The organism is Vibrio sp. ED002, from assembly GCF_023277445.1.
GTDB classification, from domain to species: domain Bacteria; phylum Pseudomonadota; class Gammaproteobacteria; order Enterobacterales; family Vibrionaceae; genus Vibrio; species Vibrio jasicida.
The window spans coordinates 937,253-959,661 of sequence record NZ_CP080238.1 but is presented as its reverse complement, the minus strand read 5'-3'; the positions used below and the strand labels follow the sequence as shown (position 1 = coordinate 959,661).

Below are 22,409 nucleotides of genomic sequence, written 5' to 3'. Positions count from 1 at the left end.
GGATTGATCTAAAGCAACAAAGTAGTAGGGGGGAGTGGTGCTAAAATGTGCCACAACGGTGTTTTGGTAGTATCTCGTAAGTGATTGATAATTATTCTCAAAAGTTAACTCTTTTCATTTGTGCTCTCTTCTTTTTCTTTACCTCTTTTGTGTTTGCTAGTGAACAAAAAGCACACAGAACAGACTATGATGTTGGTGTTTTAGCACTGCGCGGACACGCCCATGCGCGTGAAGCTTGGCAACCGACTTTGGATTGGTTAGAGGTGCAAAACCCTGGATACAAATTCAATTTACATACTTACGATTTCGACCAACTGGAAGACGCATTTCTGCACGGTTGGCTCGACTTCATTTTGACCAGCCCGGGGCAGGCGACCAAGCTTGCTCGTGAATACCCTATTAATTGGTTAGCCACACAAAAAACCGCTTACAGCGACTTGCCAAATAAGTCGATTGCTTCAGTGGTGGTGGTACGTGAAGAATCACCCTTTAAAACACTTAGAGACATCAATAAAGCCAATGTCGCTGCTGTGTCTGAAAAAGCCTTTGGTGGTTTTCTTGCCCTGCGTTATGAGTTGGATAAGTTGGGTTACTTCAACTCTTCATTCTTTGAAAAAATCCATTTCACTGGTCCACCAACGGATCAATTGATTTTGGATGTGATCAAAAATGATCTGGATGTGGCGATCGTTCCTGCTTGTACGTTGGAAAATATGGCGAAAGAGGGCCGTATCCAGCTGCATAGTTTAAGAGTACTTAACGAAAAGCGTCCGGCCGATTCAATTTGTGCAGTCAGTACACCTCTTTATCCAAACTGGACCATGGCAATGACCGAACGCACGCCTTTTGATGTCGGGCAAATGGTCGCACAAACACTATTTGCGATGCCTGCTGAGCACCCTGCGGCAATAGCGGCGAATAATGTAGGTTGGATGTTGCCTGCGCCGAGCATCAATGTAGATAAAGTTTACAAGCATTTGGATATGCATCCTTTGCAGAAATCATGGGGACAAAAGGTCAAAGAATGGTTGGGTAAGAACCAAGCGATAGCGATGGCATCTTTGTTGACCTTATTGCTTATGACGGGTTACCACTTTTGGTTGGAATGGAAGTTTCAACGCAGCCGAGAAAAACTAAAATCCACCATGAATGACTTGCGACGCAAAAGCAGCATGCTTGAACACGCACAGCGGATCACTATTGTTGGGGAGCTTGGCAGCAGCATTGCTCATGAGATTAACCAGCCGTTAGCTGCGATTAAGAACTACAGCCAAGGGGCGAAAGTCCGCATGGAACGAGGGACAACACCCGAAGAGATGTTGCCTATTTTGGATAAGATTCAGCAACAAGTGACTTCTGCCAGTGACATCATTCAACGTTTACGAAGCTTGATTCATCGTACTCCGATTGAAAAAAACTGGATTGACCTTCCAAGTCTCATCGAAGAGTCAATGAAGCTGGTGGATTATGAATTTCAACGCCATCGCATTCAATTAGGGGTGATGTATTCAGGTGAAGTACAACCCATTTTTGCAGACGTAACGGGGTTGCAGCAAGTCATCCTTAACGTCTTAAACAACGCAAAAGATGCGTGTTTGAGTCACGAGCCAAAGCGAAAGGAGCTCTACGTTGACCTGCACATAAGCTTTTGTGACGAAATGGTCATCATAGATGTCATGGACAACGGTATTGGCATCGAAGAACAAGATATTCCGCTGGATCAAGCGTTCTACACCACCAAAGAAAATGGCCTGGGACTAGGACTCGCGATTTGTCGTGATGTTATCGATACCCATCAAGGCAGTATTCGTTTTCGGTCAATAGAGCCTACTGGCTGCCAAGTGACCATTATTTTACCGTATCAGGAGACTTGTCATGAGTCGTAACCTCTGTCCCCTTTATATCGTCGATGATGAAGAACCCGTATTAGAGTCGATGGCGTTCATGTTAGAAAGCTATGGCTATGAGGTTCAGGCGTTCTGTAGTGGCCCAGATTTTCTAAAAGAAGCCGATTTACCGTCAGCAGGGTGTGTGCTACTTGATAGTCGTATGCCAGAGATGCGAGGACAAGATGTTCATCAAATCATGAATGAGCAATTTAGCCCAATCAGTGTTATCTATCTTACTGGGCACGGCGATATCCCTATGGCGGTAGATGCGCTAAAAGATGGTGCGCTCGATTTTTTCCAAAAGCCAGTTGATGGCAATGCGTTGGTGTTAGCGATTGAAGATGCTATGGAACAGTCGATCAAAAACTGTGAAAAGCTCGGTGCAAAACAAGTTCTACAGAATCTTACTAAGCGTGAAAGAGAAGTGCTTGGCTTGGTGGTTAAAGGGATGAAAAACCAAGAGATGGCGGACTTGTTGTGTGTCTCCTTACGAACGATTGAAGTACACCGTTCCAACGTGATGAAGAAACTCGAAGCGGAAAGCCTTGCTGTACTGATTCGTAAAGTTGGACATTTAATCTAACAAAGCCGTATTCGGTGAACAAAGCGCATAATTGTGGCTAAATGAACCTATCTAGGTCGAAGTAAATACGGTAACTCAATGATAATTAGGGAAAGGTTTGCTCATTTACTATCTGGAAGATAACATCAGTAACCAGAATAAACCTTACTCTTAATTAGAATCCAACTATGTTTGTCGATACCGTTAAAAGCGCTTTCTCATCATTGAGTACAAATAAACACGCTATTGCGAAAGCAACAGCGTTACCCATTCTCCTTTCTCTGATACTGGATCTTGTACTGAACTCAGCGCAAGGGGATGTCGCTCCTATTCTTGTTCAGATCTTGATGGCTCTTTTATCTGCAATCGTTGCAATCAACGTTCACAGCATCATTTTGAAAGGTCCTCAGTCTGTGCCGCTGTGGGGACGTTTCACGTTTGGAAAAATCGAAATGTGGTTTATCGGCCACTACTTGGCCATGACCGTGGCGGTGGTCGCTGTGGCTGCGGTTTGCGCGATGATCAATCTTGTCCTAGCAGCTATCGCGCTATTAGCGTTAAGCGTTGTGTGTTGTCGATTAGTCTTGGTTTTTCCAGCCATCGCGATTGGTAAAGGTGTTTCTTTCCCTTACGCTTGGAACCTTACCGAAGGCCATACTTGGTACATGATGAGCGTTGTGGTTATTGTGCCGCTTCTGTTTGGTTTGGCTATGTCACCACTTGCGTTTTTACAGCTTCCTTTCTTAATGAGTCTGTTGAGTTTCTTGGTGACGATTATCGGTATTGCGATTCTTTCCAAAGCTTATGAGCAATTAAGTGGCTTTGATGGAGAAAGGTACTCTCAGCAGTCATTCTAAAAACGGTTGTTACGATAATCCCTTATCCTATAGGGCATAGATATGATAAGAACGCTTCCTTTGTGAGGCGTTTTTTTGTGGCTCTTTGTAGGACTGTTGACTTTGTTTTGTAAGAATTTATTACAATTTAGATTTTTATAGTGATATAAAGCACACTTCTTTTGGGGGCACTCTCGTTGTTTGTCCTCATTTTTTGGTCCATCAATAGGAAAAGGAAGGTGCTTTTTGCTCATTAGTCCGCCTTAGAACGATCTCTCAGATGCGTTTGCATCACTCCCTTCACCGTGCGCAATGCACCAACTAAGGCAATACGTTTATGAGAGATTTATGTTTAAATTTACAAAAGATACTTGGTTCAACAATGTTAAAGGAGATTGTTTATCAGGAGTTGTTGTAGCGCTGGCACTGATACCAGAGGCTATTGCATTCTCTATTATCGCAGGATTAGACCCTAAAGTTGGTCTATATGCCTCGTTTTCCATCTGTGTCGTGATTGCGTTTACAGGCTCAAGGTCCGGAATGATTTCCGCGGCTACGGGCGCAATGGCGCTGTTGATGACAACCTTAGTCAAAGACCATGGTTTACAGTATCTGTTGGCCGCTTCATTTTTCGCTGGCGTACTTCAACTGTTGATCGGTTATTTGAGGCTAGGGGATTTAATGCGTTTCGTCTCAAAGTCGATCATGACCGGGTTTGTAAACGCGTTGGCTATCTTAATTTTTATGGCGCAGCTGCCTGAACTAACCAATGTTTCTTGGCCTGTTTACGCACTGACAGGATTAGGGTTGGCCATCATCTACATGTTTCCTTATGTTCCGAAAATAGGAAAAATGCTACCTTCACCTTTAGTGTGTATCGTCGCAGTGACTGTGATTGCCCTAATGTTCAATATTGATATTCGGACAGTAGGCGATATGGGAGAGTTACCTGATTCACTCCCTGTTTTTATGATCCCAGATATTCCTTTTAACCTTGAAACACTCGAAATCATTTTCCCTTATTCACTAGCACTCTCTGTTGTTGGTGTGCTGGAGTCATTGATGACAGCTTCCATCGTGGATGAGCTGACAGACACGGAAAGTGAAAATAATGATGAGTGTAAAGGACAAGGGATTGCGAATATGGTCTCGTCGTTGTTTGGTGGTATGGCGGGTTGCGCTATGATCGGCCAATCAATGATCAATATTCAGTCTGGTGGACGTACGCGGTTGTCTACGTTATGCGCTGGTGTGTTTCTACTTATCATGGTGGTGTTTTTGGGTGACTACCTTAAACAGATCCCGATGGCCGCGTTGGTAGCGGTGATGATCATGGTTTCTATCAGCACATTTTCATGGAATTCGATTGCCGAAATGCGTAAGCACAGTCTGTCCACAAACCTTGTGATGGTTTCAACCGTGATTGCGGTTGTTGCGACGCATAACTTAGCAATAGGTGTGTTAGTCGGAGTGCTATTGGCGTGTGTGTTTTATGTGAACCAGAGTCGAACCCTAATGAAAGTGTCGGATGAGGTGATCATAGATCACGACCACACCATTCATAAAGTGCATGGGCAAATCTTCTTTGCTTCTGCGTATAGCTTTACGGATATGTTTGACTTCGGTAATGCCACTAAGTACATCACGATTGATTTATCGGATGCGCATTTCTGGGATATCACGGCAATATCTGAGCTTGATAAAGCCATCATGAAGTTCCGAAAAGGAGGGGCGATTGTCGCGGTGAGAGGCATGAACGAAGCCACATTGGATATGATTGACCGTCATGCGGTGTATGACGATCCTGAAAAGCTTGCGAAGCAATCTGTCGGACATTAGAAACAAAAAAAGCAGCCAATGGCTGCTTTTTTAGAGACTCATCATTTCAGAGACGTATCGTCTTAGAAACTGAATATGGGATTAGTTTACCCAGTCACGCAGTGTGAACGTTAGTTCGTGATCTGCGTTTTTCAGTACTAGACCGTCGTTAGTCAGAGTAACGTCGCTCCAATCAGAAAGCGTTTCAGACATTACTTTTTCAATCTTCATTTGATCGCCTACGCACATCATCATGGTCATACCCATTTTCTCAATGCGCAGTTGGTTGTCTTTCAGTTCTGCTTGACCGAAGAAGTTGTTACAACCTGCGTTGCCGTTCGCTGTTAGGTTTTCACCAATTTCTAAGCGAGGGGCTTTCTTTTGTTCTTCCGATGCAATGTTTTTGCCATCGATTTGAACCAGCTCCCAGTTATGGTGCTGTAGATCTTGAGCCGTAATTTCTTTCACATTATCACCGTTGCTAGCGCATGCAGTCATCAGAACTGGAAGTGAGATTGCTGCTACTAACGTTTTTAGGCTAAGCTTCATTTTATTGACTCCGTTTTTAGAAAACGTGGTAAGTATAGGTAATAAAACACTGTTTTTGTCAGCATACGGTTATGGTTTCGTATGTTTTTAAACACAGCGTATTTTATAACAGAGATCCCATTATCGGTATTGATATTCACCGAAAACTTAGAAATTTCTTACAGTTATTCGACTATTAACGTATTGGATTTAAACAAGCTAACGATAGAACGGTTTGAGCATGGAGCAACTGGAGTTTTTTACCGTCCCAAGTCCTTGCGTTGGAATTTGCACTTCCGACGAAAAAGGGTATTGCAAGGGATGCATGCGTAAGAGAGAAGAGCGGTTTAATTGGCTAAGCTTTACCCCTGCACAACAGTTACACGTGATCAAGCTATGTCGTCAACGCTATAGAAGAAAGGTATTGGCAGGGAAGGTAAAAGCAGAATCGCCACAGGATGGATCATCACCGCAGCAAGACTTGTTTTAGTTGATAGTGGGATTCAACTATTCCCGGCCCAGTCTGAGATACTTATCCATAAGAGCCGGGAAGCTCCTATCCATTTTCCACCTCTGAAAAAGTGGTTGGCGTTATTTCATTGACCATTGGTCACTGACCCAGCCTCCTGCTTGTTCGTCAAAGTGGCTTCCGGCAAAGCGGTGGTTTTGCTCCACCTCTAATCGACTGGTTGGCAGTTCATCCATCAGTTGATGAATATAGTTTGCCATGGGATCAGTACATGCTTCACGTTCTCTGCGAGTTACCACTTCTTTAATCAGTTGCAGTCTGTAGCTGTTGCTGGCTCGTTTCATTTTTGACCTCCAGAACTCGATGGCAGCAGTTTGAACACATTGACGTCCAGATCGCTGCTCATTGGCGTGCACGTGGAGACACAACGCCGTCGTTTGAAGTCCTAAAGGCAAATTGTTTGAGAGCAGTGTTTGTAACGCCATTCAAATCTTTCTCAGAATCATTAGCTGCGCGAATAAAAATGAATCGCGAAAGTTAGTCAATGAATCTGCTTATTTGAAAGACCTTATCAAACATAGAAGCCCCGCACATGGGCGTCAATAACACAAATGAACATTTTTTGAACGATTTATGAAGGGGCTGCTTTTTCAGGGATTTAGCACCAATAAAAAAACCGGAGCCACTTGGGCTCCGGTTGGTCTTAGAGTCAGTCTGACACGCTTTTGTTTCGATTGTTATGCAACCGAATAGCTGTCAACATCTAAGTGTAGACAAGGTCTTAGTAGCTTAGCTACCTGAAGCAGGACAACCTTTCACAGCTTGACCGTTGCTGAAGTACTCGATATTGCCTAGATTCTTGTCAAAGTCTGCCGCAGAGATCTGAGGGTTTTTAACGAAGAACTCACGCAGTACAGAAGCATCTGTCATTTGAGTTGATTCAACATCGATCACTGGGTAATCATCACCGCCAGCCGCGCTGAAGCTGATCACTGAGAACGTGTAAGTATCCGCTAGGTTGAAGCCCTTACCGTTGATGTCTGTGATAGTGACATCGCTTGCGTCACAATCAACAGATAGCGTGATGTTGTCTAGTTGAGCGTAAGCACCAGAGCCCGCAGATTTCGTAGCAACTACGTCTAGGTAATCTTTAACTTCTTGGCCGGTCATCGTTGCTTTGGTTACGAAGTTACCGAAAGGTTGTACGGTTAGTACATCGCGGTAAGCGATATCGCCTTTCTGGATTGAGTCACGCACACCACCTGAGTTCATTACACCAAAGTCAGCGTTAACTAGCTCATAAGTGCGGTATGCCTCACCCAATAGGTGGCCAAGGTTAGTTTGCTCTGAACGAACTACGCCACGGTCGCCTTCAAGTTTGCCGTCAGTTTCTGAAACTTTAACATCCAACAAGTCTTGACCTTGTTGTTGGTAAGGAAGAAGGATCGACTTCACTGTTGCATCGTGCTTGATGTACTCACCGATCACTTCATCGTTGTCATCAAGAAGGTTTACAGGGATTAGTGCGTATTTAGCTAGGTGCAGTTTACCGTCGTAAAATTCGAAGTCTGCACGACCTACGTATTTACCCCACTCATGCGCTTGCATGATGTAAGTACCGTTTTGTTGGTCTGGAGCACAGTCATCACCTGGTTTGAAGTCAGCGTAGTTGTTTGTGCCAGGTTCCATACATACTGGGTTTTGAGAGTGACCACCAATGATTGCGTCCAGCTCACCTTCTTCAAGAGAACGTGCAAGTAGAACATCGCCAGGTGCTTCGCTGCCGTGTTGACCATCTTGGTAGTGGCCCATGTGTGTTGTAGCGAACACTAGGTCAACTTTCTCGTTTGCTTCGATTTCTGCAAGTACTTTTTGGATTTCAACTTGTGGATCTTCGAAGTAGATATCCGCAACATTGTCTGGGTTTACCAGTTTTGCAGTATCTTTCGTTGTAAGACCGATAACCGCCACTTTAAGACCGTTAACCGTGAATACTTTGTAAGGGTCGAAGTAACGTTCATCAGTTACTTTGCCGTCTGCATCTTTCTTGTAGATGTTTGCAGCTAGCATCGGGAAGTCAGCAAGCTCCGCTTGCATGTCTAATACGTCTAGAGAGTTATCAAATTCGTGGTTACCGACAGCCATTGCATCGTAACCAATAAGGTTCATACCTACGAAGTCTGGCACGGCATCTTGCATGTCTGACTCTGGTACACCTGTGTTGATGTCACCGCCAGACAGCAGAATTGACTCACCACCGTTTTCAGCAACTTCTGCACGAATAGATTCGATAAGTGTTTTACGTGCTGCCATACCGTACTCGCCGTCGCTGTTGTGCCAAAAGCGACCGTGGTTATCGTTGGTATGAAGAACAGTAAATTTAGTACAAGAGTCTGCGGTCTCACAGGTAACTGGAGAGTTGTCGCTGTCTGAGCCACATCCAGCTAGCGCAGCACCGACAGAAAGTACCAAGAGGGATTTATAAAACTTCATAAGGGATCCTTTCTTTGTGATTTTGATTTTATTACGGCGTGAAATATACGGAATTAGTGTGAAACTTTAGTGATCTATATCTTATTTATAGTTTTGTTGAATAAAGGAAATAACAAGCCTGCAATGGATGTCGACAAATAAACAGAAATCGTATTTAGAAAGGCTTTTGTGAAGTGGTTTATTAAAATTGTGAGCAGCTCAATTGAATGTGTTTTCTTAGTGTGAATCAATACGCATTTTGGCGAGATATGAACCAAGGATTGATTATTATTTTACCAGATTCATGTTTTTATAATGTATGCGAAACATATAGTTAAGATTTTTCTGTACAGCATGTTGAGAGGTAGGGATGCTCAAAAAATCAGCCGCGCTCACAGCGGAAATCGATTGCTCTTGGCAGAAGCAGTTCACAGCCATCGATAAAATGTACAACGGTTACTCTTACGACCCTGAATATTGGAAAAAGTTCTCCGATCAGGCTGCGGTTTTTTTATACCAATCCGATGCAACGACGTTTATATCCTGTCCCGAAGAGCTATGGAATAAAATAAGACATTTTCAACCAAGTGAGATCGAACGGAAATTAAATAATAAGCAATTCTTCTGTGATTATGACGATGTCGACTACTATTTATTTAATGACGATAACGTCAACAATGATGACGAAATAATTCCGCTTACTATCGAATCCGATCTTTCATTACTTGAATTCTTTTTAAGCCAGAATAGTAGTGAGGATATAGAAAAGGCGGACTTTGAGCTGGATAGTCATTTCTTTTATGGCATCTTCGACAATGAAAAGCTCGTTGCGGTACTGGCGTCATATTGTTATCCGGGAAAGGAACCGTTTGAATCTTTGTCCATATTGGTTTCTCCATATGCGAGAGGGAAAGGGTATGGGAAGCGGCTGCTTGCTCACTTAGTCCGTGAGGTGAAGGCAAGACAGCGTAAAGTTAGGTATCGAGTAAACATTGAAAATACACCTTCAATAAAGTTGTGCCAATCACTGGGATTTGAAGCATACAGTCGTCAGAGAGTGTTTACTCAAGAGTTATAAGAAAGGCGCGCAATGGGATATACAGTAAGAAACGCACTAAGGGACGAAGCTAGGCTTATCGCCAAGATTCATGTCGATTCATGGCAAGTCGCCTATAAAGGATTGATGCCTGAAAGTTATATTTGTCAGTTTACTCTTGAGCGCAGAGAAAAGATGTGGACACGAGTGATGACAGAACAATTGGCAAATTTGATTGTGGTAGAGAAGGGTAAAGAGATAGTTGGTTTTCTCAGCTACGAGCTACCGAATCATTCTAGTGAGGATAAGACAGCAGTTGTCACTTGTTGTTATGTTTCGCCTCTTTACTACGGGCAAGGAGCGGGTAGCGCATTGATTGATGAGCTAGAAACGCGTTTGTTGTCCACACCGGTGATGCAAATCAGCCTTAAAGCGTTGGATACGAATCAACAGGGGCTGAACTTCTATAAAAAATGTGGCTTTGTGCGGTCAGGAGAGGAGGAGGCAGAGGTCATTGAGGGCATGGTGTTGAATGACCTCACTTTGGTGAAGTACATCGCACGAACATAGTTGGTTCGAATCCATGGCGCTCCCATGTTTGGGGCTCTCTTGTGTTTGGAGTTTGCGTGGGAATTTTCATCGGCCATATATAGTAAAACCCCGGAGATGGTAAGGCTCCGGGGTTTTGAATTTTTTAGATATCTCGGTTGGTAAGTCCGATAATCTTTTTATGCAAAAGGTTTGGATTTTATCCGTTAATTCCTTGGTAGGGAATTAGATACGGATGAAGTCCATGTGCTCAACTTTTGGCTTGAACGCGTGACGTTGAACGTCTTGTGGCTTAACTTTAACTTCAGCGCCGTCGATCACTAGAACGATACCTTCGTAGAACTCAGGCTTGTCCATTTGGTTAACGATCTCGTCGTGGTTAAGAACGATAGCAACTGCTGCTGCTTCACCGCCGTATACAACTGCAGGGAATTTGCCAGCGTGACGTAGGCGGCGGCTCGCACCTTTACCTAGTTCAGTACGTACTACTGCTTCGAATTTCATAGTATTTACTCTCAAATTAGTAAAAATTAAACTTCACGAACCACAATGCGACCTTGAGTTCGTGGTAAAGCTTGAAACAGGAACTGTTCAAGCGAGCGCGGATACTATCATCCTGGTCTGGGTTCAGCAACCATAAATGCACCCAAATCAATAAAAAGACAGCAATCTTTGGATAGTAAGAGTGCAAGTTTTATCGCTTAGATAAAAGTTTGTTCACTTTGAGGCGATTTTAACCTATTTACCTTCCTTTACTTGTATTTTTCTTCCCTTTCTCGACAGGCATCATTTTTGTGAATGGGTAATCATCGACATCTGTTATTAACGAAATGAACGCAAAATGAATGCTGACCTCAGTAACCGTTAAGCCACTCGGTTCTATTCTTGGCCCAACACCTAACGAGAGCATCAATGGAGCGCATTATGAACCCAGTCAGTATCGTGATTATTACTCTAAATGAAGAAAAACGTATTGGTCGACTACTCGAAGATTTAACTAAACAAACACATCAGAAATTTGAAGTGGTTGTGGTGGACTCGAACAGCGAAGATTCGACTCGTGAAGTTGCACAAGCTTACGAAAGCTCATTGCTGGAACTTACCGTTCATCAAATGGAGACTCGTGGTGTCAGCTTAGGACGTAACACGGGGGCAGAGTTGGCGAAATACGAACGCATTCTTTTCTTGGATGCAGACGTACGTTTGCCAAGCGACTTTCTAAGTCGTGCAATGAGCAAGTTAGAAGATGCGAAGTTAGAAGTGGCCGGTGTGTACATGGGGGCAAAGGAATTACCAATGGCGCACAAACTTGGCTATGGCTTGTTTAATACAGGCTTGTTCATTACCCAGTACACATTCCCAACGGCTGTTGGCGCGTGTATTTTCTCGACCAAGCGTGCGCATAAAGAGCTTAACGGTTTTGATGAATCCATCACGCTTTGCGAAGATTGTGATTACGTGAAACGCGCTTCAAAAACATGGCGATTCCGCTTTTTACCAATGACATTCGAATTCGATCCGCGTCGTTTGGAGCAAGATGGTTTCTTTAAAATGGGCATGACCTATTTCAAAGCGAATGTACGTCGATTCTTCTTTGGGGAAATGCGTAACAACGAAATGGAATACAAATTCGGTCACTATAAAGATCAACACTCATAATCGTTGGAGGCTGTATGCTGGAAGCGATCAGTCTGTTCTTCGGGGCATTTCTGGATGCGACGATTGGACCAAATCTCTTTGTCCCGGGCGAGCCGTTTCTGCTCGCTGCGGGCTATCAATTACACCAAGGCATCATCTGGGGCGTAATCGCCGTCCTCATTGGTGGTTGGTTTGGTGATCAACTCAGTTACTTTATTGGTAAACATTCGGGTTCTAAAACCCAGAGAAAGCTAATTCGTTGGCAAGCTAAGACGAAGCGCCCAATTGCCCGTTGTCGCTTGCTGATGAAAAAGCGTGGTAACGCCATTTTGATCTTTGCACGTCTACTAGGCCCAGTCGCTTGGGTCGTGCCATTTATGGCGGGTTCAGTGAACGTGAGTTGGAAGCGCTTTACCATCTGTTCATCAATAGGTTTGATACTCGGTGTTGGGCAATTTGTTGTTGCTGGATATTTGCTTGCTGCAGGTCTGCAAACTTGGTTGCCATTGGATTCCTTAAAGTTAATCTTAATTGAACATAAACTTCTTATTGCTTCGGTATTGGTGGCTGTGACATTTACCGTTGTTGCGTGGAAAAAGAACTGGTCACGCAAGTGGACCAAATCACTGACGGCATTAGTGTTGTGTTTGGTTGCTGCAAACTATGGTCATTTTTTCTATCTTGCTGACGATAATGTTCAGCAAGTCGAGTCCACTGAGATTCAACCAATCGCGTTTAACGATCTCGGTTTTAAAGTGTACCCAGGACGTTCCAATGTGTTTGACGCTCAGGCTGTAAATTTGGTCTACGTCGGTGAATCACCGAGAGTCTTAATGCAAGAACTCGGTTGGCTAGAAAATCAAACATTCTCAAGAAACGACATTGAGTTGTCTGATTATGTGAGTTTGTTGAAGCAAAAGCTGCCACCTGTGTCGGATTTGTTTTGGAATGGCAAACCACAAGCGATGGCATTTCAAGAACCCGGAAGCTTACTTAAACGCTCTCATATACGCTGGTGGCAAGCAGGGCACGAGGCAAGCTCAAATCAGTCGGTTTGGGTTGGGGCGATAAGCTATGATGATGGACTTAAATTAGCGCACTATTCCGGTATTGTGACCGTTTTGCACCGGATTGATCCAAACGTAGACAGTGAAAGAGACCGTCTGGCGAATCAAATCGAAATGAGTCATCTAGCCTTAGTAGGGGAATTGCATTCGTTGGCGCAACCTGTCGCGATGGACAATCAACATGACTATTACTCTGATGGGAATGTCTTGTTGATTAGCGAGCCTTCACTCGCTTTAAATGTGCCTAATCAGCAATCAGATACAAAAATGGCACCTAACGATGAAACATCGATAAGTGCCATTTCAGTGTTATCACCGGATGTGATTTAAACTCGACTCTTTTGCAAAATAAGGGTGGCTTTTAAACCGCCCATTTTGCTTTGTGAAAGCTCAAGCTGGCCACGATAACTGTGGGCCATCTCACTCACAATATTCAGGCCTAAACCTGAGCCAGGGGTGGTTTCATCCAATCGGTAACCACGTTTGATTACCTGACATAACTGCTCGGCGGGGATACCAGGTCCATCATCCTCAACGATGATGTGAATGTTGTCTTTGTCTTGCGTAGAATGGACACGAATAATGCTCGCTGCCCATTTGTAACCATTCTCTAGTAGATTACCCACCATTTCATCAAGATCCGTTTTCTCAACGGCAACGTTCAACTCAGAATCAAGTTCATTGATTAATGTGACTTCTCTTACGGCATACACTTTATCGAACGCCATAGAGATCGCATCAACGCGTTCTGATGGGTTAGATTTTACCGATAGGATGTTCATAGAGCCGGCCATACGAGCTCGGCCTAAGTGGTAATCAATATGTTGTTGAATCTGACTAATCGGCGCATTCAATCTCGTTTGAGTTTCAGGGGCTAAGCTCTGCACTTCGTTTTTTAACACGGAGAGTGGTGTTTTTAACGCGTGAGATAAGTTACCCCCGTGGTTACGCGCTCGTTCAAGTAGCTCTTGGTAGTGAAAGAGCAAGGCATTCAGATCGGAAATTAGAGGTGAAATTTCTTTTGGATATTCTTCTTCCAGCCCCTTCTTGTTGCCCGATTTGAGCTCGGCAAGCTCTCTTTGCAGCTTCGTTAGGGGACTCAATGACCAAGCGATCTGAAGCAAGATAACTGCTAAGACGCCGGCGAATAGCAAGCCTAATATAATCCACAATTGACCGGTGAGAGATTGAATAGTGTGTTCAATTGGATCTTCATCAACACCAATGATGATATCGATAGGACCGTTATAGTCGGGCAGATAAAGGGTTTTCTTTATGGTGATGAGTTTTTCATCTCGTGCACCAAACGCGTTTTTATCAAGCCCCTTATAAGTGATTTTTTTATCCCAAAGTGAACGTGAGCGTTCGAGGTTGGTCTCTGTGGAGGCGCTCCAGTATAAACCACTGTAAGGGCGACTAAAGCGAGGGTCGGAAAGTTGAGTAGAAAGAGAGAGTTGTCCCTTACTGTCAACTTCAAGCTGAGCGGCTATTTCGTCCATAAAGACATTTAATTGTGAACGAGTGTCATCCACCATGTAATGATAAACTTGAGTTGGAATTGTCACGCCGGCAGCGAGGATCATTGCGGTGAGCCAAACCACCGCTGCAAGCACTAAGCGGCTTTTAATACTTAGCCGCTTGAGAACGTGCATTGGCAGTTTGTTTTTACTCGGCATTCAACTGATACCCCAAGCCACGTACTGTCTTAATGATCTTTGGTGCGATTTTCTTACGAATACGACCGATAAAAACTTCGATGGTGTTGGAGTCACGGTCAAAGTCTTGTTTGTAAATGTGTTCCACCAACTCAGTACGCGAAATGACCTTCTCTGGGTTATGCATGAAATACGCGACCACTTTGTATTCCAATGCAGTAAGGCTAACCGCTTGTCCTTGCCATAGAACTTTCGAAGAACGCGTATCTAGGCTCAAATCCCCAATCTTCATTACTGGGGAAGCATTACCAGATGCTCGACGTAATTGAGCTCGTAATCGAGCCGTTAACTCCATCATTTCAAATGGCTTTGTTAAGTAGTCATCCGCGCCTGCGTTTAGGCCTTCAACGCGTTGGGATAGGGTGTCACGTGCACTGAGTATGACAACAGGGGTATTAATGTTCTCATCTCGAATCCCCTTAAGTACTGTTAAACCGTCCAGTTTTGGCAGGCCTAAATCAAGCACGATCACATCCCATTCTTCAGACGTCGCGCGATAAAGCGCATCAATGCCATCTTGGGATAACTCTGGTACCCAACCATTGTTTTCTAAAGTTTCGATAATTTGTTCGCCTAGGCGAGGTTCATCTTCGACAACAAGTATTTTCATGTTCTTTCTTCTTATTATGTTTGATGGATTATTGCGGTTTGAGCGCTTTATTAAAGTTACGACCTTTGATTTCTAGCATTTCAAGCGTAGCAGCATCGTATTCCACTTTGATCACGCTGTCATCGAATAGGATTTTTAGCTCGTAAACCCATTCATCGTCATCTTCTTCCAACTCTACTTTAATAATACGCCCATAAAGATCATTCTCCACCGCTTCATACATATCAGAGAAAGGGCGAATATAGCCTTTCTGCACAGCGCGATAGACTTCGTCTTGATCTTCATCGAATTCAATTCGGGTTCCCGGTTTTTCAACGTCACGAACAATGGCGTGTCCATCTTTGTCGTCATGATGGTCACTGTGATCGTGATGATTCGCAAAGCTTGGCGCAGACAACAAAAGTGGCACTAAACCTAACAGCATGGGTAGCTTGCGTGTAATGAAGGATTTAGACATAGCAAAGCCTTTTTGGGAGAGTTAGCAAAATTATATCCGCTTGTACATGAATGGAAAGTGAATGTGGATTTAGGTGCAAAGTTTTCTGCGCCCGAACCGTTAAAAATATAAATTCCGTAATTTAAATAGCTTATAGAGAAAATTGACACTAATTAGGCAAAAGGAGGGTTCGCGTTTTGCAACATGCCTATAAACAAAAACACAACAAATGTATATTTTTCGCGCGATATGTTGTTGATATAAATGTTACATATAATTGGTCTGGACAAATCATAGAGCACTTTAATTGGATAGCTCGGTGCAGTTCATAGTGTATGCATGGAGTTCTAGGATAAAGAATGCTTCTTTTTAAATTGTCGAAAAACTCATTAGTGATTTCGTTTTGCCTCTATATCGTCGTAGTTTCAGTGATGAGCGTATGGGCGATCAATCGCAGCGAAAAAGAGTTTGCCTCTATTGCGAACTATCTGGAACTTTATAAAAGTACCGCGATATTAACTGGGCTACGAATCGAGTCTGATTTGAAGAACCAATCCGATGTAAACTTTACCCAACAACAAATAGAGAGCTCGCAACGAGTTAAATCTCTTAACGATGCAGAATTAACCCCAAATGAACGCATCGCGTTTTCTGCTCTAGATGACTTGTTTCGCTACAATAGAGAACTAACAGAACGACCTAACGTTCATATCTACTATCGTTCTTATGAGGGAAAGAAACTTATCTTCTCGAAAGCGAATGATGATCTTGCTATCGACGCATCGATGTTTGATCCCATGCTATGTAGTCAAACTCGTTCCTGTACTTTGAATATGCACGACTCAGACTTAGCGGATCGCGTCATCTTCTCGGAAAACTTCAATAACACAGAAACCGGTGAAACCGCATTCAGCATCTCCAGTCCCGTTTATTTAAATGGTCAGATTTTGGGAGATGTCGTTGTTGAAGTTTATGTGAACTACCATTTTTTAGATGGTCAAAGCCTCACATCAGAAAAAGTAAATGGGCATTACTATGTCACGATAGGGCATGATAAGTACCCTTTTTATGACCTTACTGGAGGATTAGTGCTACCTCTCGATAATACGAGCGTGGTTATCTATCAGCTTCCGGTAGTAAAGGTGCTGATCGATAATCTATGGGTGTTGTTGGTCGCTTGGGGGTTGGTGCGCACCTACCATCGATTGTATTCCTCTAATATAAGGCATCAAAACCACTTAGCGCATGCAATAAAAAATGCCAGCAAAGATGAATTGACGTCTCTACATAACCGGAAGGTGTTTGAAGATGAAGAATTTGAGCAGGTAATAAAACAAGGCCACTACTCTGTGATTTTGATTGACGGTGATAAGTTTAAAGAGATCAATGACAACCATGGCCACAATGCTGGTGACATGGCATTGATTCATATTGCTCGAACGATGCAATCTACGTTCCGTCAAAGCGATTGGTTGATTCGTTTGGGCGGAGATGAGTTTGTAGCGGTGATTCCTTCTTGTTCCTTAGAATCTGCGGAAAACTTAGCTTTACGACTCAAGGAGAACATCGTTGCCAAGCCTTTAGATCGTTATAATGTAGAAGTAAAAGTAACGACAGGTGTGGCCAAAGCAACAGGGAATGAATCCCTGATAGACGTTATCGAACTCGCTGACCGGGATATGTACCGCTCAAAATAACCGAGAGTTTTCAGTAATCATGTCGCGCCGTTGTATTCAATCTGGACGCGATAATGTGCCGATTACTGCTTTAATTCGTCTTCAAAAATCTTGTCTCGTAACTTCCAAAAACGACCAGACTTTCTTGCTATTACAAATTGAGGTAAGCGAAAGCGATGCTGATTCGCGACCACTTTGGTCGGGGAAGCCTCTTCAAATGGGCGATGTTTGTCGGCAAGGTGAGGACGCACAAACTGGTCTTTGAAGGTTTGCTTCTGTTTTTTGGTGTTCAATGACCAAAACTCGTGTACCAGTGCATTGCCTTCGCCTTGATAGGTTTCACCAGAGTATGTCACTTTCAGTTGCGACTTACCGTCACTGGACTTAAATACCGACAAATCCATTTCTGTACATTCGAAGATCAGCGCATCTTTCAGGTTTAATGCTTCTTTGAGTTTTTTGTCTGGATCGACAAGGGTGGCATCGCACTCATGACAAATACGCGCCGCAATGTCGTTATCAGCGCCGCATTCACCGCAATATTTTGCTCTAAACCGATAACCACAATGCTCGCGTTCTCCGGTTTCGTCATCTTCAAAATAGCCTTGGCAGCGACGGCCAAAGTGCTCAAGCAAGAAACCATTGCTGTCTAACTTGCCCCAAAAGTTATTGTTGAACCCGCAAGCAGGGCAGGGAATAGTGATGATCTCGCTGGTGGAGTCTGGCTTTGGGTCGCCCACTTCTGGTTGGTATAAGTCATAGCTGTTACCGGCATAATCGAGCACTAAACATTCGGTTTTGCCTTCTGATAAACGCAGACCACGACCAACAATTTGCTGATACAAGCTGACTGATTCCGTGGGCCGTAGAATCGCGATCAAATCAACATGCGGTGCATCGAAGCCTGTGGTTAAAACGGAGACGTTAACTAGGTATTTAATCTCACGGTTTTTAAACGACTGAATGATCGCATCTCGCTCTGGAGTTGGTGTATCACCAATCACAATGGATGTTTCCCCTTCAGGTAATAACCCATGAATTTCTTGAGCGTGTCGTACCGTCGCAGCAAATACCATCACACCTTGACGTTCTTTGGCGTATTGAATGATCTGTTCAACGATTTGTGGCGTGGCGCGTTTGGCTTTGTCGATCACCATATCCATTTCGGCTTCTTTGTATCGTCCAGTACTGGCTGGCTTAAGCTGCGAGAAGTCGTAGGACAGTACTGGTGCATCCATCATGCGTGCAGGTGTTAAGAAGTTTTCATCCAATAAATAACGAATAGGTAGTTCGAAGATACAATCACGGAAAAAACGAGGTTCTTCGGTACGAACTTGTCCGCGAGTGTGGTATTGGTAAATCCACCCCATCCCAAGACGATATGGCGTTGCGGTTAAGCCAAGGACCTTGATACCTGGATTGAGCTCTCTTAGGTGAGTGATGACTTTTTGGTAGCTGCTGTCTTTATCATCGGGTACGCGGTGGCATTCATCAATGACCAGCAAGGAAAATTGGTTTTTGAATGAATCTAAATTGCGTACGACTGATTGAACGGATGCGAATACCACCTGTTGATCGGTTTCTTTTCTGCCTAAACCCGCCGAAAAAACTGAGCCTTTTAAATCGTAGCCTTCATACTTGGCGTGGTTTTGTTCCACCAACTCTTTAACGTGTGCGAGCACTAATACGCGTCCCTTGGCGAGTCTCGCCAGTTCTGCAATAACCAAACTCTTACCGGCACCTGTTGGTAGTACAATGACCGCTGGTGTGGTGTGTTTGCGAAAATAATGAATCACCGCTTTTACAGAGTCGGCTTGGTAAGGGCGAAGGGTGTACATGAAAATCTGTGAAATTGCTCAACTATTCTAATTAGGATCGCTATAATACCCGACTTTTATACCCAAGTGACTTTTGAGTGCGGTTTTACTTACCGATTGTTAGCTTAAATGGGCTTGGGCAGAGGTCATTTGGGTATAATTCAATGAGGTATTCATGCGTTTAGATAAATATTTGTGTGATGCTCTGGGTGCGACTCGCAAGCAGGCAACAAAGATCATCAAAAGTGGTGAAGTAACCATCAATGGTGAAGTACAAAAAAGTGGTTCTTTTAAAGTACCAGAAGGTGGTGTCGTCCAGTGGGATGGTCGTGACGTTGGTAAACCTGGCCCACGTTACATCATGCTATACAAGCCTGCGGACTTTGTTTGTTCGCATGAAGACGGGCATAACCCGACCGCTTTCGTTCTGCTCGATGAGCCGAAAGTAGAGAACTTGCACTTTGCTGGTCGTTTGGATGTCGATACGACAGGATTAGTTTTGATCACTGACGATGGCCAATGGTCTCATCGTATTACTTCACCTAAACACAAGTGTGAGAAAACCTATCGTGTTTGGTTGGTGGATGCGATTGAGCCAGACTACGTGGAGAAGTTTGCCCAAGGGATAGAACTTCGCAATGAACGTGAACCGACATTACCAGCACACTTGGAAATCGTGAACGAAGCCGAAAACGAAGTGCTATTGACGATTGTCGAAGGCAAGTACCATCAAGTGAAGCGCATGTTTGCTGCTCTTGGCAATAAGGTTGAACACCTTCACCGTGAGCGTATCGGTTCTATCGTATTGGATGAAGCTCTAGAGCCCGGTGATTACCGTGTGTTAACCGAAGAAGAAGTCGAATCGGTATTAAAGTAATTCTTTCTGATTGGAAATAATCGCTGTTCTGGGAAATTGTTTAGTTCTCGATAGGAACTAGTGTTTTGGTAGGAAATCACTCAGAATGGGGTTTCCTACCAAATTTGTGTTAATGACTGAACCAGTCATGTATTCGCTGCTCGTAAACGCAGGCTGAACTGTATTTAATCTGAGAAAAACCTTTTCTCTTGTTGGTCCTTACTGACGATAAGTACAGACGGTGTTAACTTCACCGCCTCTTCGTTTTAGCTCGGTTATATTGTCGCTGCGCATAATCATCATGCAGGTTTAAGCGTCGAGTTAGTCAAGACCGCCTTGGTATACTTTCGTCAGTAATGCTCAAGTGACACTAAAAAAGTGAAAAAGTACTTGAGCATCTGTATTTCTCAATAGTATGGATACTACGCACTGTTTTTTGTAACTCTGTTATGAAGCCAGTGTTCGAGAAGTGTCACTCATCTGTCTCAATCAATGTGGAATGTTGATGGGAGGACCACAACAAGAGGTAAATCAATGACAGAAAAAGCCCAAAGTGCTCCCCAGTCACAAATCAGTTTTTTATTGTTTCTTGTTCTCGGTGCAATCGGTGCATTAACCCCGCTTGCTATCGATATGTATCTGCCAGCTATGCCTACTATCGCGAAAGATCTAGGCGTGACAGCAGGGGCAGTGCAAATTACGTTAACGGCGTACACCGCAGGCTTTGCGTTAGGCCAGTTGCTTCATGGACCGCTAGCTGATAGCTATGGTCGCCGACCTGTACTCATTTTAGGTGTGTTCTTTTTTGGTTTGGCGGCGGTAGTTAGTGCAACTACAAATGGTATTGATGCTCTGACGTATGTACGTACTGCACAAGGTTTTGCAGGAGCAGCAGCTGCCGTGATCATCCAAGCTGTCGTTCGCGATATGTTTGACCGTGAAGACTTTGCACGTGCAATGTCGTTTGTGACCCTAGTTATCACTATTGCGCCGCTTGTTGCGCCTATGATCGGTGGTCACTTAGCGATTTGGTTCGGTTGGCGCTCTATCTTCTGGGTATTGGCTATCTTTGCTGTCGTAGTGATTTTGCTGGTGTTATGGATGATTCCGGAAACGCTAAAACCAGAAAACCGTCAGCCATTAAGATTCCGAACAACAATTCGCAACTATGCACGCTTGTGTTCAAATCCTGAAGCATTAGGTTTAATGCTTTCTGGGGCGTTCTCGTTCTCAGGTATGTTTGCATTCCTTACGGCGGGTTCATTTATCTATATAGATTTGTATGGTGTTCGACCGGACCAATTTGGTTATCTATTTGGTTTGAACATCGTGGCGATGATCATCATGACCAGCATCAACGGTCGTTTGGTGAAAAAAGTCGGCTCTCATACCATGCTTCGTTTTGGTTTAGCTGTGCAATTAACCGCGGGTATTGGTCTGTTTGTTGGTTGGATGTTCAACCTTGGTTTGTGGGGTATGGTGCCATTTGTCGTGCTGTTTATTGGTACCTTGTCTACGATTGGTAGTAACTCAATGGCGTTGTTGTTGAGTGGTTACCCAACCATGGCTGGTACAGCATCTTCACTTGCTGGCACCTTGCGTTTTGGTACTGGTTCACTTATTGGTGCGCTGGTTGCTGCAATGCCGAGCGGTGTTGCATGGCCGATGATCATCGTTATGTTTGCTTGTTCAGTGCTGTCTGCACTGTTTTATTGGGCTTTAGGAAGAAAGGCGTAATGTCTAATTACACCAAAGAAATTCAACACTTGGTTAATTCTGCTCTGGAAGAACTGGATCAGGAACATCGTTCAGGTAAATTGGCGAATGCGCCAGTTGCTAACAATCATTACTTGGTTCGTTGGGTGACCAAAGCGCTAAAATCACAGCGTTTCGGTCGCACTGTTGGGGATGATTTAACGCGTTGGCAAAAAGCGGGTCGTTCAAAAGGGAACGATGCTGGCTTGCTGTTTATCTTCAAACGTATTTCTGCTTATTACGCACAATTCTTCCCAGAAGGCGAAGAACAGAAAGTGATCAAAGATTCAGACATTGAAGCGTTTTTGGATCTTATGGAGCAAGCTCAATGGGAAGTGTCGACTTCTGAGCAACTGATTGGTTGTGGTAAAGTACAAATCTTCACCGAGGGTCAAAACTCTCTGGCGCTTTGTGCAGACCAATGTGAAAGCTGTTTTGATGGTGAAGTGCTTGCTAAACCGATGAGTTGGTTTGTTCGCGGTAACCACGCTGAGTTTGTCGAAAAAGCATCACAAGCGGGTTATATGGTTCATAAAGTGACGGACTACAAATCCATGGTGAAATACCACGGTGAATACCTGATCTTCCCTGCGAACGAAGGCAATCAACTGGCAGAGATCCCGTTGTCATTTAAAGCAGACTAGACCGTATCAAGCATCTCAATAAGTAACCCAGTTTCA

Annotated in this window: 21 protein-coding genes; 13 read left to right on the top strand and 8 right to left on the bottom strand. The window is 43.8% G+C overall.

Features of this window, described 5'->3' with window-relative positions:
* Positions 1-80 precede the first annotated feature (80 nt).
* The 4 genes from ITG12_RS04500 (at position 81) to ITG12_RS04485 (ending at position 5,126) form a co-directional block, all read left to right on the top strand.
* Positions 81-1,886, top strand: coding sequence for a sensor histidine kinase (locus tag ITG12_RS04500; protein ID WP_248873756.1), 1,806 nt, complete (start codon positions 81-83; stop codon positions 1,884-1,886).
* On the top strand, positions 1,876-2,472 hold the full coding sequence (locus ITG12_RS04495) for a response regulator (protein WP_038873562.1): 597 nt from the start codon (positions 1,876-1,878) through the stop codon (positions 2,470-2,472). Before ITG12_RS04500 ends, ITG12_RS04495 begins: the two co-directional genes overlap by 11 nt.
* A gap of 167 nt (positions 2,473-2,639) precedes the next feature.
* On the top strand, positions 2,640-3,308 hold the full coding sequence (locus tag ITG12_RS04490) for a hypothetical protein (RefSeq protein WP_248873754.1): 669 nt from the start codon (positions 2,640-2,642) through the stop codon (positions 3,306-3,308).
* Between the two features lie 327 nt (positions 3,309-3,635).
* Positions 3,636-5,126, top strand: a complete 1,491-nt coding sequence (locus tag ITG12_RS04485; protein ID WP_248873752.1) for a SulP family inorganic anion transporter — start codon at positions 3,636-3,638, stop codon at positions 5,124-5,126.
* An 81-nt stretch (positions 5,127-5,207) separates the two neighbouring features.
* On the opposite strand, the gene ITG12_RS04480 is transcribed toward ITG12_RS04485, so the two are convergent.
* On the bottom strand, positions 5,208-5,654 hold the full coding sequence (locus ITG12_RS04480; RefSeq protein ID WP_038874586.1) for an META domain-containing protein: 447 nt from the start codon (positions 5,652-5,654) through the stop codon (positions 5,208-5,210).
* Positions 5,655-5,874: 220 nt separating this feature from the next.
* Here ITG12_RS04480 and ITG12_RS04475 point away from each other — a divergent pair, with 220 nt between their 5' ends.
* Entirely contained in the window at positions 5,875-6,123 is a 249-nt protein-coding gene (locus ITG12_RS04475; RefSeq protein ID WP_248873750.1) for a DUF1289 domain-containing protein, read from the top strand.
* Between the two features lie 101 nt (positions 6,124-6,224).
* On the opposite strand, the gene ITG12_RS04470 is transcribed toward ITG12_RS04475, so the two are convergent.
* Both ITG12_RS04470 and ushA read right to left on the bottom strand, forming a co-directional pair.
* Complete coding sequence (locus ITG12_RS04470; RefSeq protein ID WP_038868743.1) at positions 6,225-6,446, bottom strand: hypothetical protein; 222 nt, start codon at positions 6,444-6,446, stop codon at positions 6,225-6,227.
* Between the two features lie 445 nt (positions 6,447-6,891).
* The gene (gene ushA / locus ITG12_RS04465; protein WP_038868741.1) at positions 6,892-8,595 is read right to left on the bottom strand and encodes a bifunctional UDP-sugar hydrolase/5'-nucleotidase UshA; all 1,704 of its coding nucleotides are present in this window, start codon (positions 8,593-8,595) and stop codon (positions 6,892-6,894) included.
* A 349-nt stretch (positions 8,596-8,944) separates the two neighbouring features.
* On the opposite strand from ushA, the gene ITG12_RS04460 reads away from it, so the two are divergent.
* Both ITG12_RS04460 and ITG12_RS04455 read left to right on the top strand, forming a co-directional pair.
* Positions 8,945-9,652 (top strand): GNAT family N-acetyltransferase, encoded by a 708-nt coding sequence (locus ITG12_RS04460; RefSeq protein ID WP_054755898.1) that lies wholly within the window; start codon positions 8,945-8,947, stop codon positions 9,650-9,652.
* Between the two features lie 12 nt (positions 9,653-9,664).
* Positions 9,665-10,180 (top strand): GNAT family N-acetyltransferase, encoded by a 516-nt coding sequence (locus tag ITG12_RS04455; RefSeq protein ID WP_038868738.1) that lies wholly within the window; start codon positions 9,665-9,667, stop codon positions 10,178-10,180.
* A gap of 204 nt (positions 10,181-10,384) precedes the next feature.
* Here the strand turns inward: ITG12_RS04455 and rplY are convergent, their stop codons facing one another.
* Complete coding sequence (gene rplY, locus ITG12_RS04450) at positions 10,385-10,663, bottom strand: 50S ribosomal protein L25 (protein WP_038868737.1); 279 nt, start codon at positions 10,661-10,663, stop codon at positions 10,385-10,387.
* Positions 10,664-11,083: 420 nt separating this feature from the next.
* Between rplY and ITG12_RS04445 the strand changes: the two genes are divergently transcribed.
* On the top strand, positions 11,084-11,818 hold the full coding sequence (locus ITG12_RS04445; protein ID WP_248873748.1) for a glycosyltransferase: 735 nt from the start codon (positions 11,084-11,086) through the stop codon (positions 11,816-11,818).
* 14 nt (positions 11,819-11,832) lie between these two features.
* Positions 11,833-13,194 carry an LssY C-terminal domain-containing protein gene (locus ITG12_RS04440; RefSeq protein WP_248873747.1) on the top strand — a complete coding sequence of 454 codons (1,362 nt, stop codon included), beginning with the start codon at positions 11,833-11,835 and terminating at the stop codon, positions 13,192-13,194.
* On the opposite strand, the gene ITG12_RS04435 is transcribed toward ITG12_RS04440, so the two are convergent.
* The 3 genes from ITG12_RS04435 to ITG12_RS04425 are packed head-to-tail and all read right to left on the bottom strand — an operon-like array spanning position 13,191 to position 15,646.
* Positions 13,191-14,540: an ATP-binding protein gene (locus ITG12_RS04435; RefSeq protein ID WP_248873745.1), complete on the bottom strand. Its 1,350-nt coding sequence runs from the start codon at positions 14,538-14,540 to the stop codon at positions 13,191-13,193. The two genes, ITG12_RS04440 and ITG12_RS04435, sit on opposite strands and share 4 nt — an antisense overlap.
* The gene (locus ITG12_RS04430; protein ID WP_038868732.1) at positions 14,530-15,189 is read right to left on the bottom strand and encodes a response regulator transcription factor; all 660 of its coding nucleotides are present in this window, start codon (positions 15,187-15,189) and stop codon (positions 14,530-14,532) included. The genes ITG12_RS04435 and ITG12_RS04430 overlap by 11 nt, the downstream gene beginning before the upstream one ends.
* A 28-nt stretch (positions 15,190-15,217) precedes the next feature.
* Complete coding sequence (locus tag ITG12_RS04425) at positions 15,218-15,646, bottom strand: hypothetical protein (RefSeq protein WP_038874596.1); 429 nt, start codon at positions 15,644-15,646, stop codon at positions 15,218-15,220.
* Positions 15,647-15,984: 338 nt separating this feature from the next.
* On the opposite strand from ITG12_RS04425, the gene ITG12_RS04420 reads away from it, so the two are divergent.
* Positions 15,985-17,322, top strand: coding sequence for a GGDEF domain-containing protein (locus ITG12_RS04420; RefSeq protein WP_038868730.1), 1,338 nt, complete (start codon positions 15,985-15,987; stop codon positions 17,320-17,322).
* Positions 17,323-17,384: 62 nt separating this feature from the next.
* Here ITG12_RS04420 and ITG12_RS04415 read toward each other — a convergent pair whose 3' ends face one another.
* Positions 17,385-19,139, bottom strand: a complete 1,755-nt coding sequence (locus ITG12_RS04415; protein WP_042601805.1) for a DEAD/DEAH box helicase — start codon at positions 19,137-19,139, stop codon at positions 17,385-17,387.
* Positions 19,140-19,293: 154 nt separating this feature from the next.
* On the opposite strand from ITG12_RS04415, the gene rsuA reads away from it, so the two are divergent.
* The 3 genes from rsuA (at position 19,294) to ITG12_RS04400 (ending at position 22,373) form a co-directional block, all read left to right on the top strand.
* Positions 19,294-19,995 (top strand): 16S rRNA pseudouridine(516) synthase RsuA, encoded by a 702-nt coding sequence (rsuA, locus tag ITG12_RS04410; RefSeq protein ID WP_038868727.1) that lies wholly within the window; start codon positions 19,294-19,296, stop codon positions 19,993-19,995.
* Between the two features lie 513 nt (positions 19,996-20,508).
* Positions 20,509-21,711: a Bcr/CflA family multidrug efflux MFS transporter gene (locus ITG12_RS04405; RefSeq protein WP_248873744.1), complete on the top strand. Its 1,203-nt coding sequence runs from the start codon at positions 20,509-20,511 to the stop codon at positions 21,709-21,711.
* On the top strand, positions 21,711-22,373 hold the full coding sequence (locus ITG12_RS04400; protein ID WP_198593984.1) for a DUF2913 family protein: 663 nt from the start codon (positions 21,711-21,713) through the stop codon (positions 22,371-22,373). Before ITG12_RS04405 ends, ITG12_RS04400 begins: the two co-directional genes overlap by 1 nt.
* Positions 22,374-22,409: the final 36 nt, after the last annotated feature.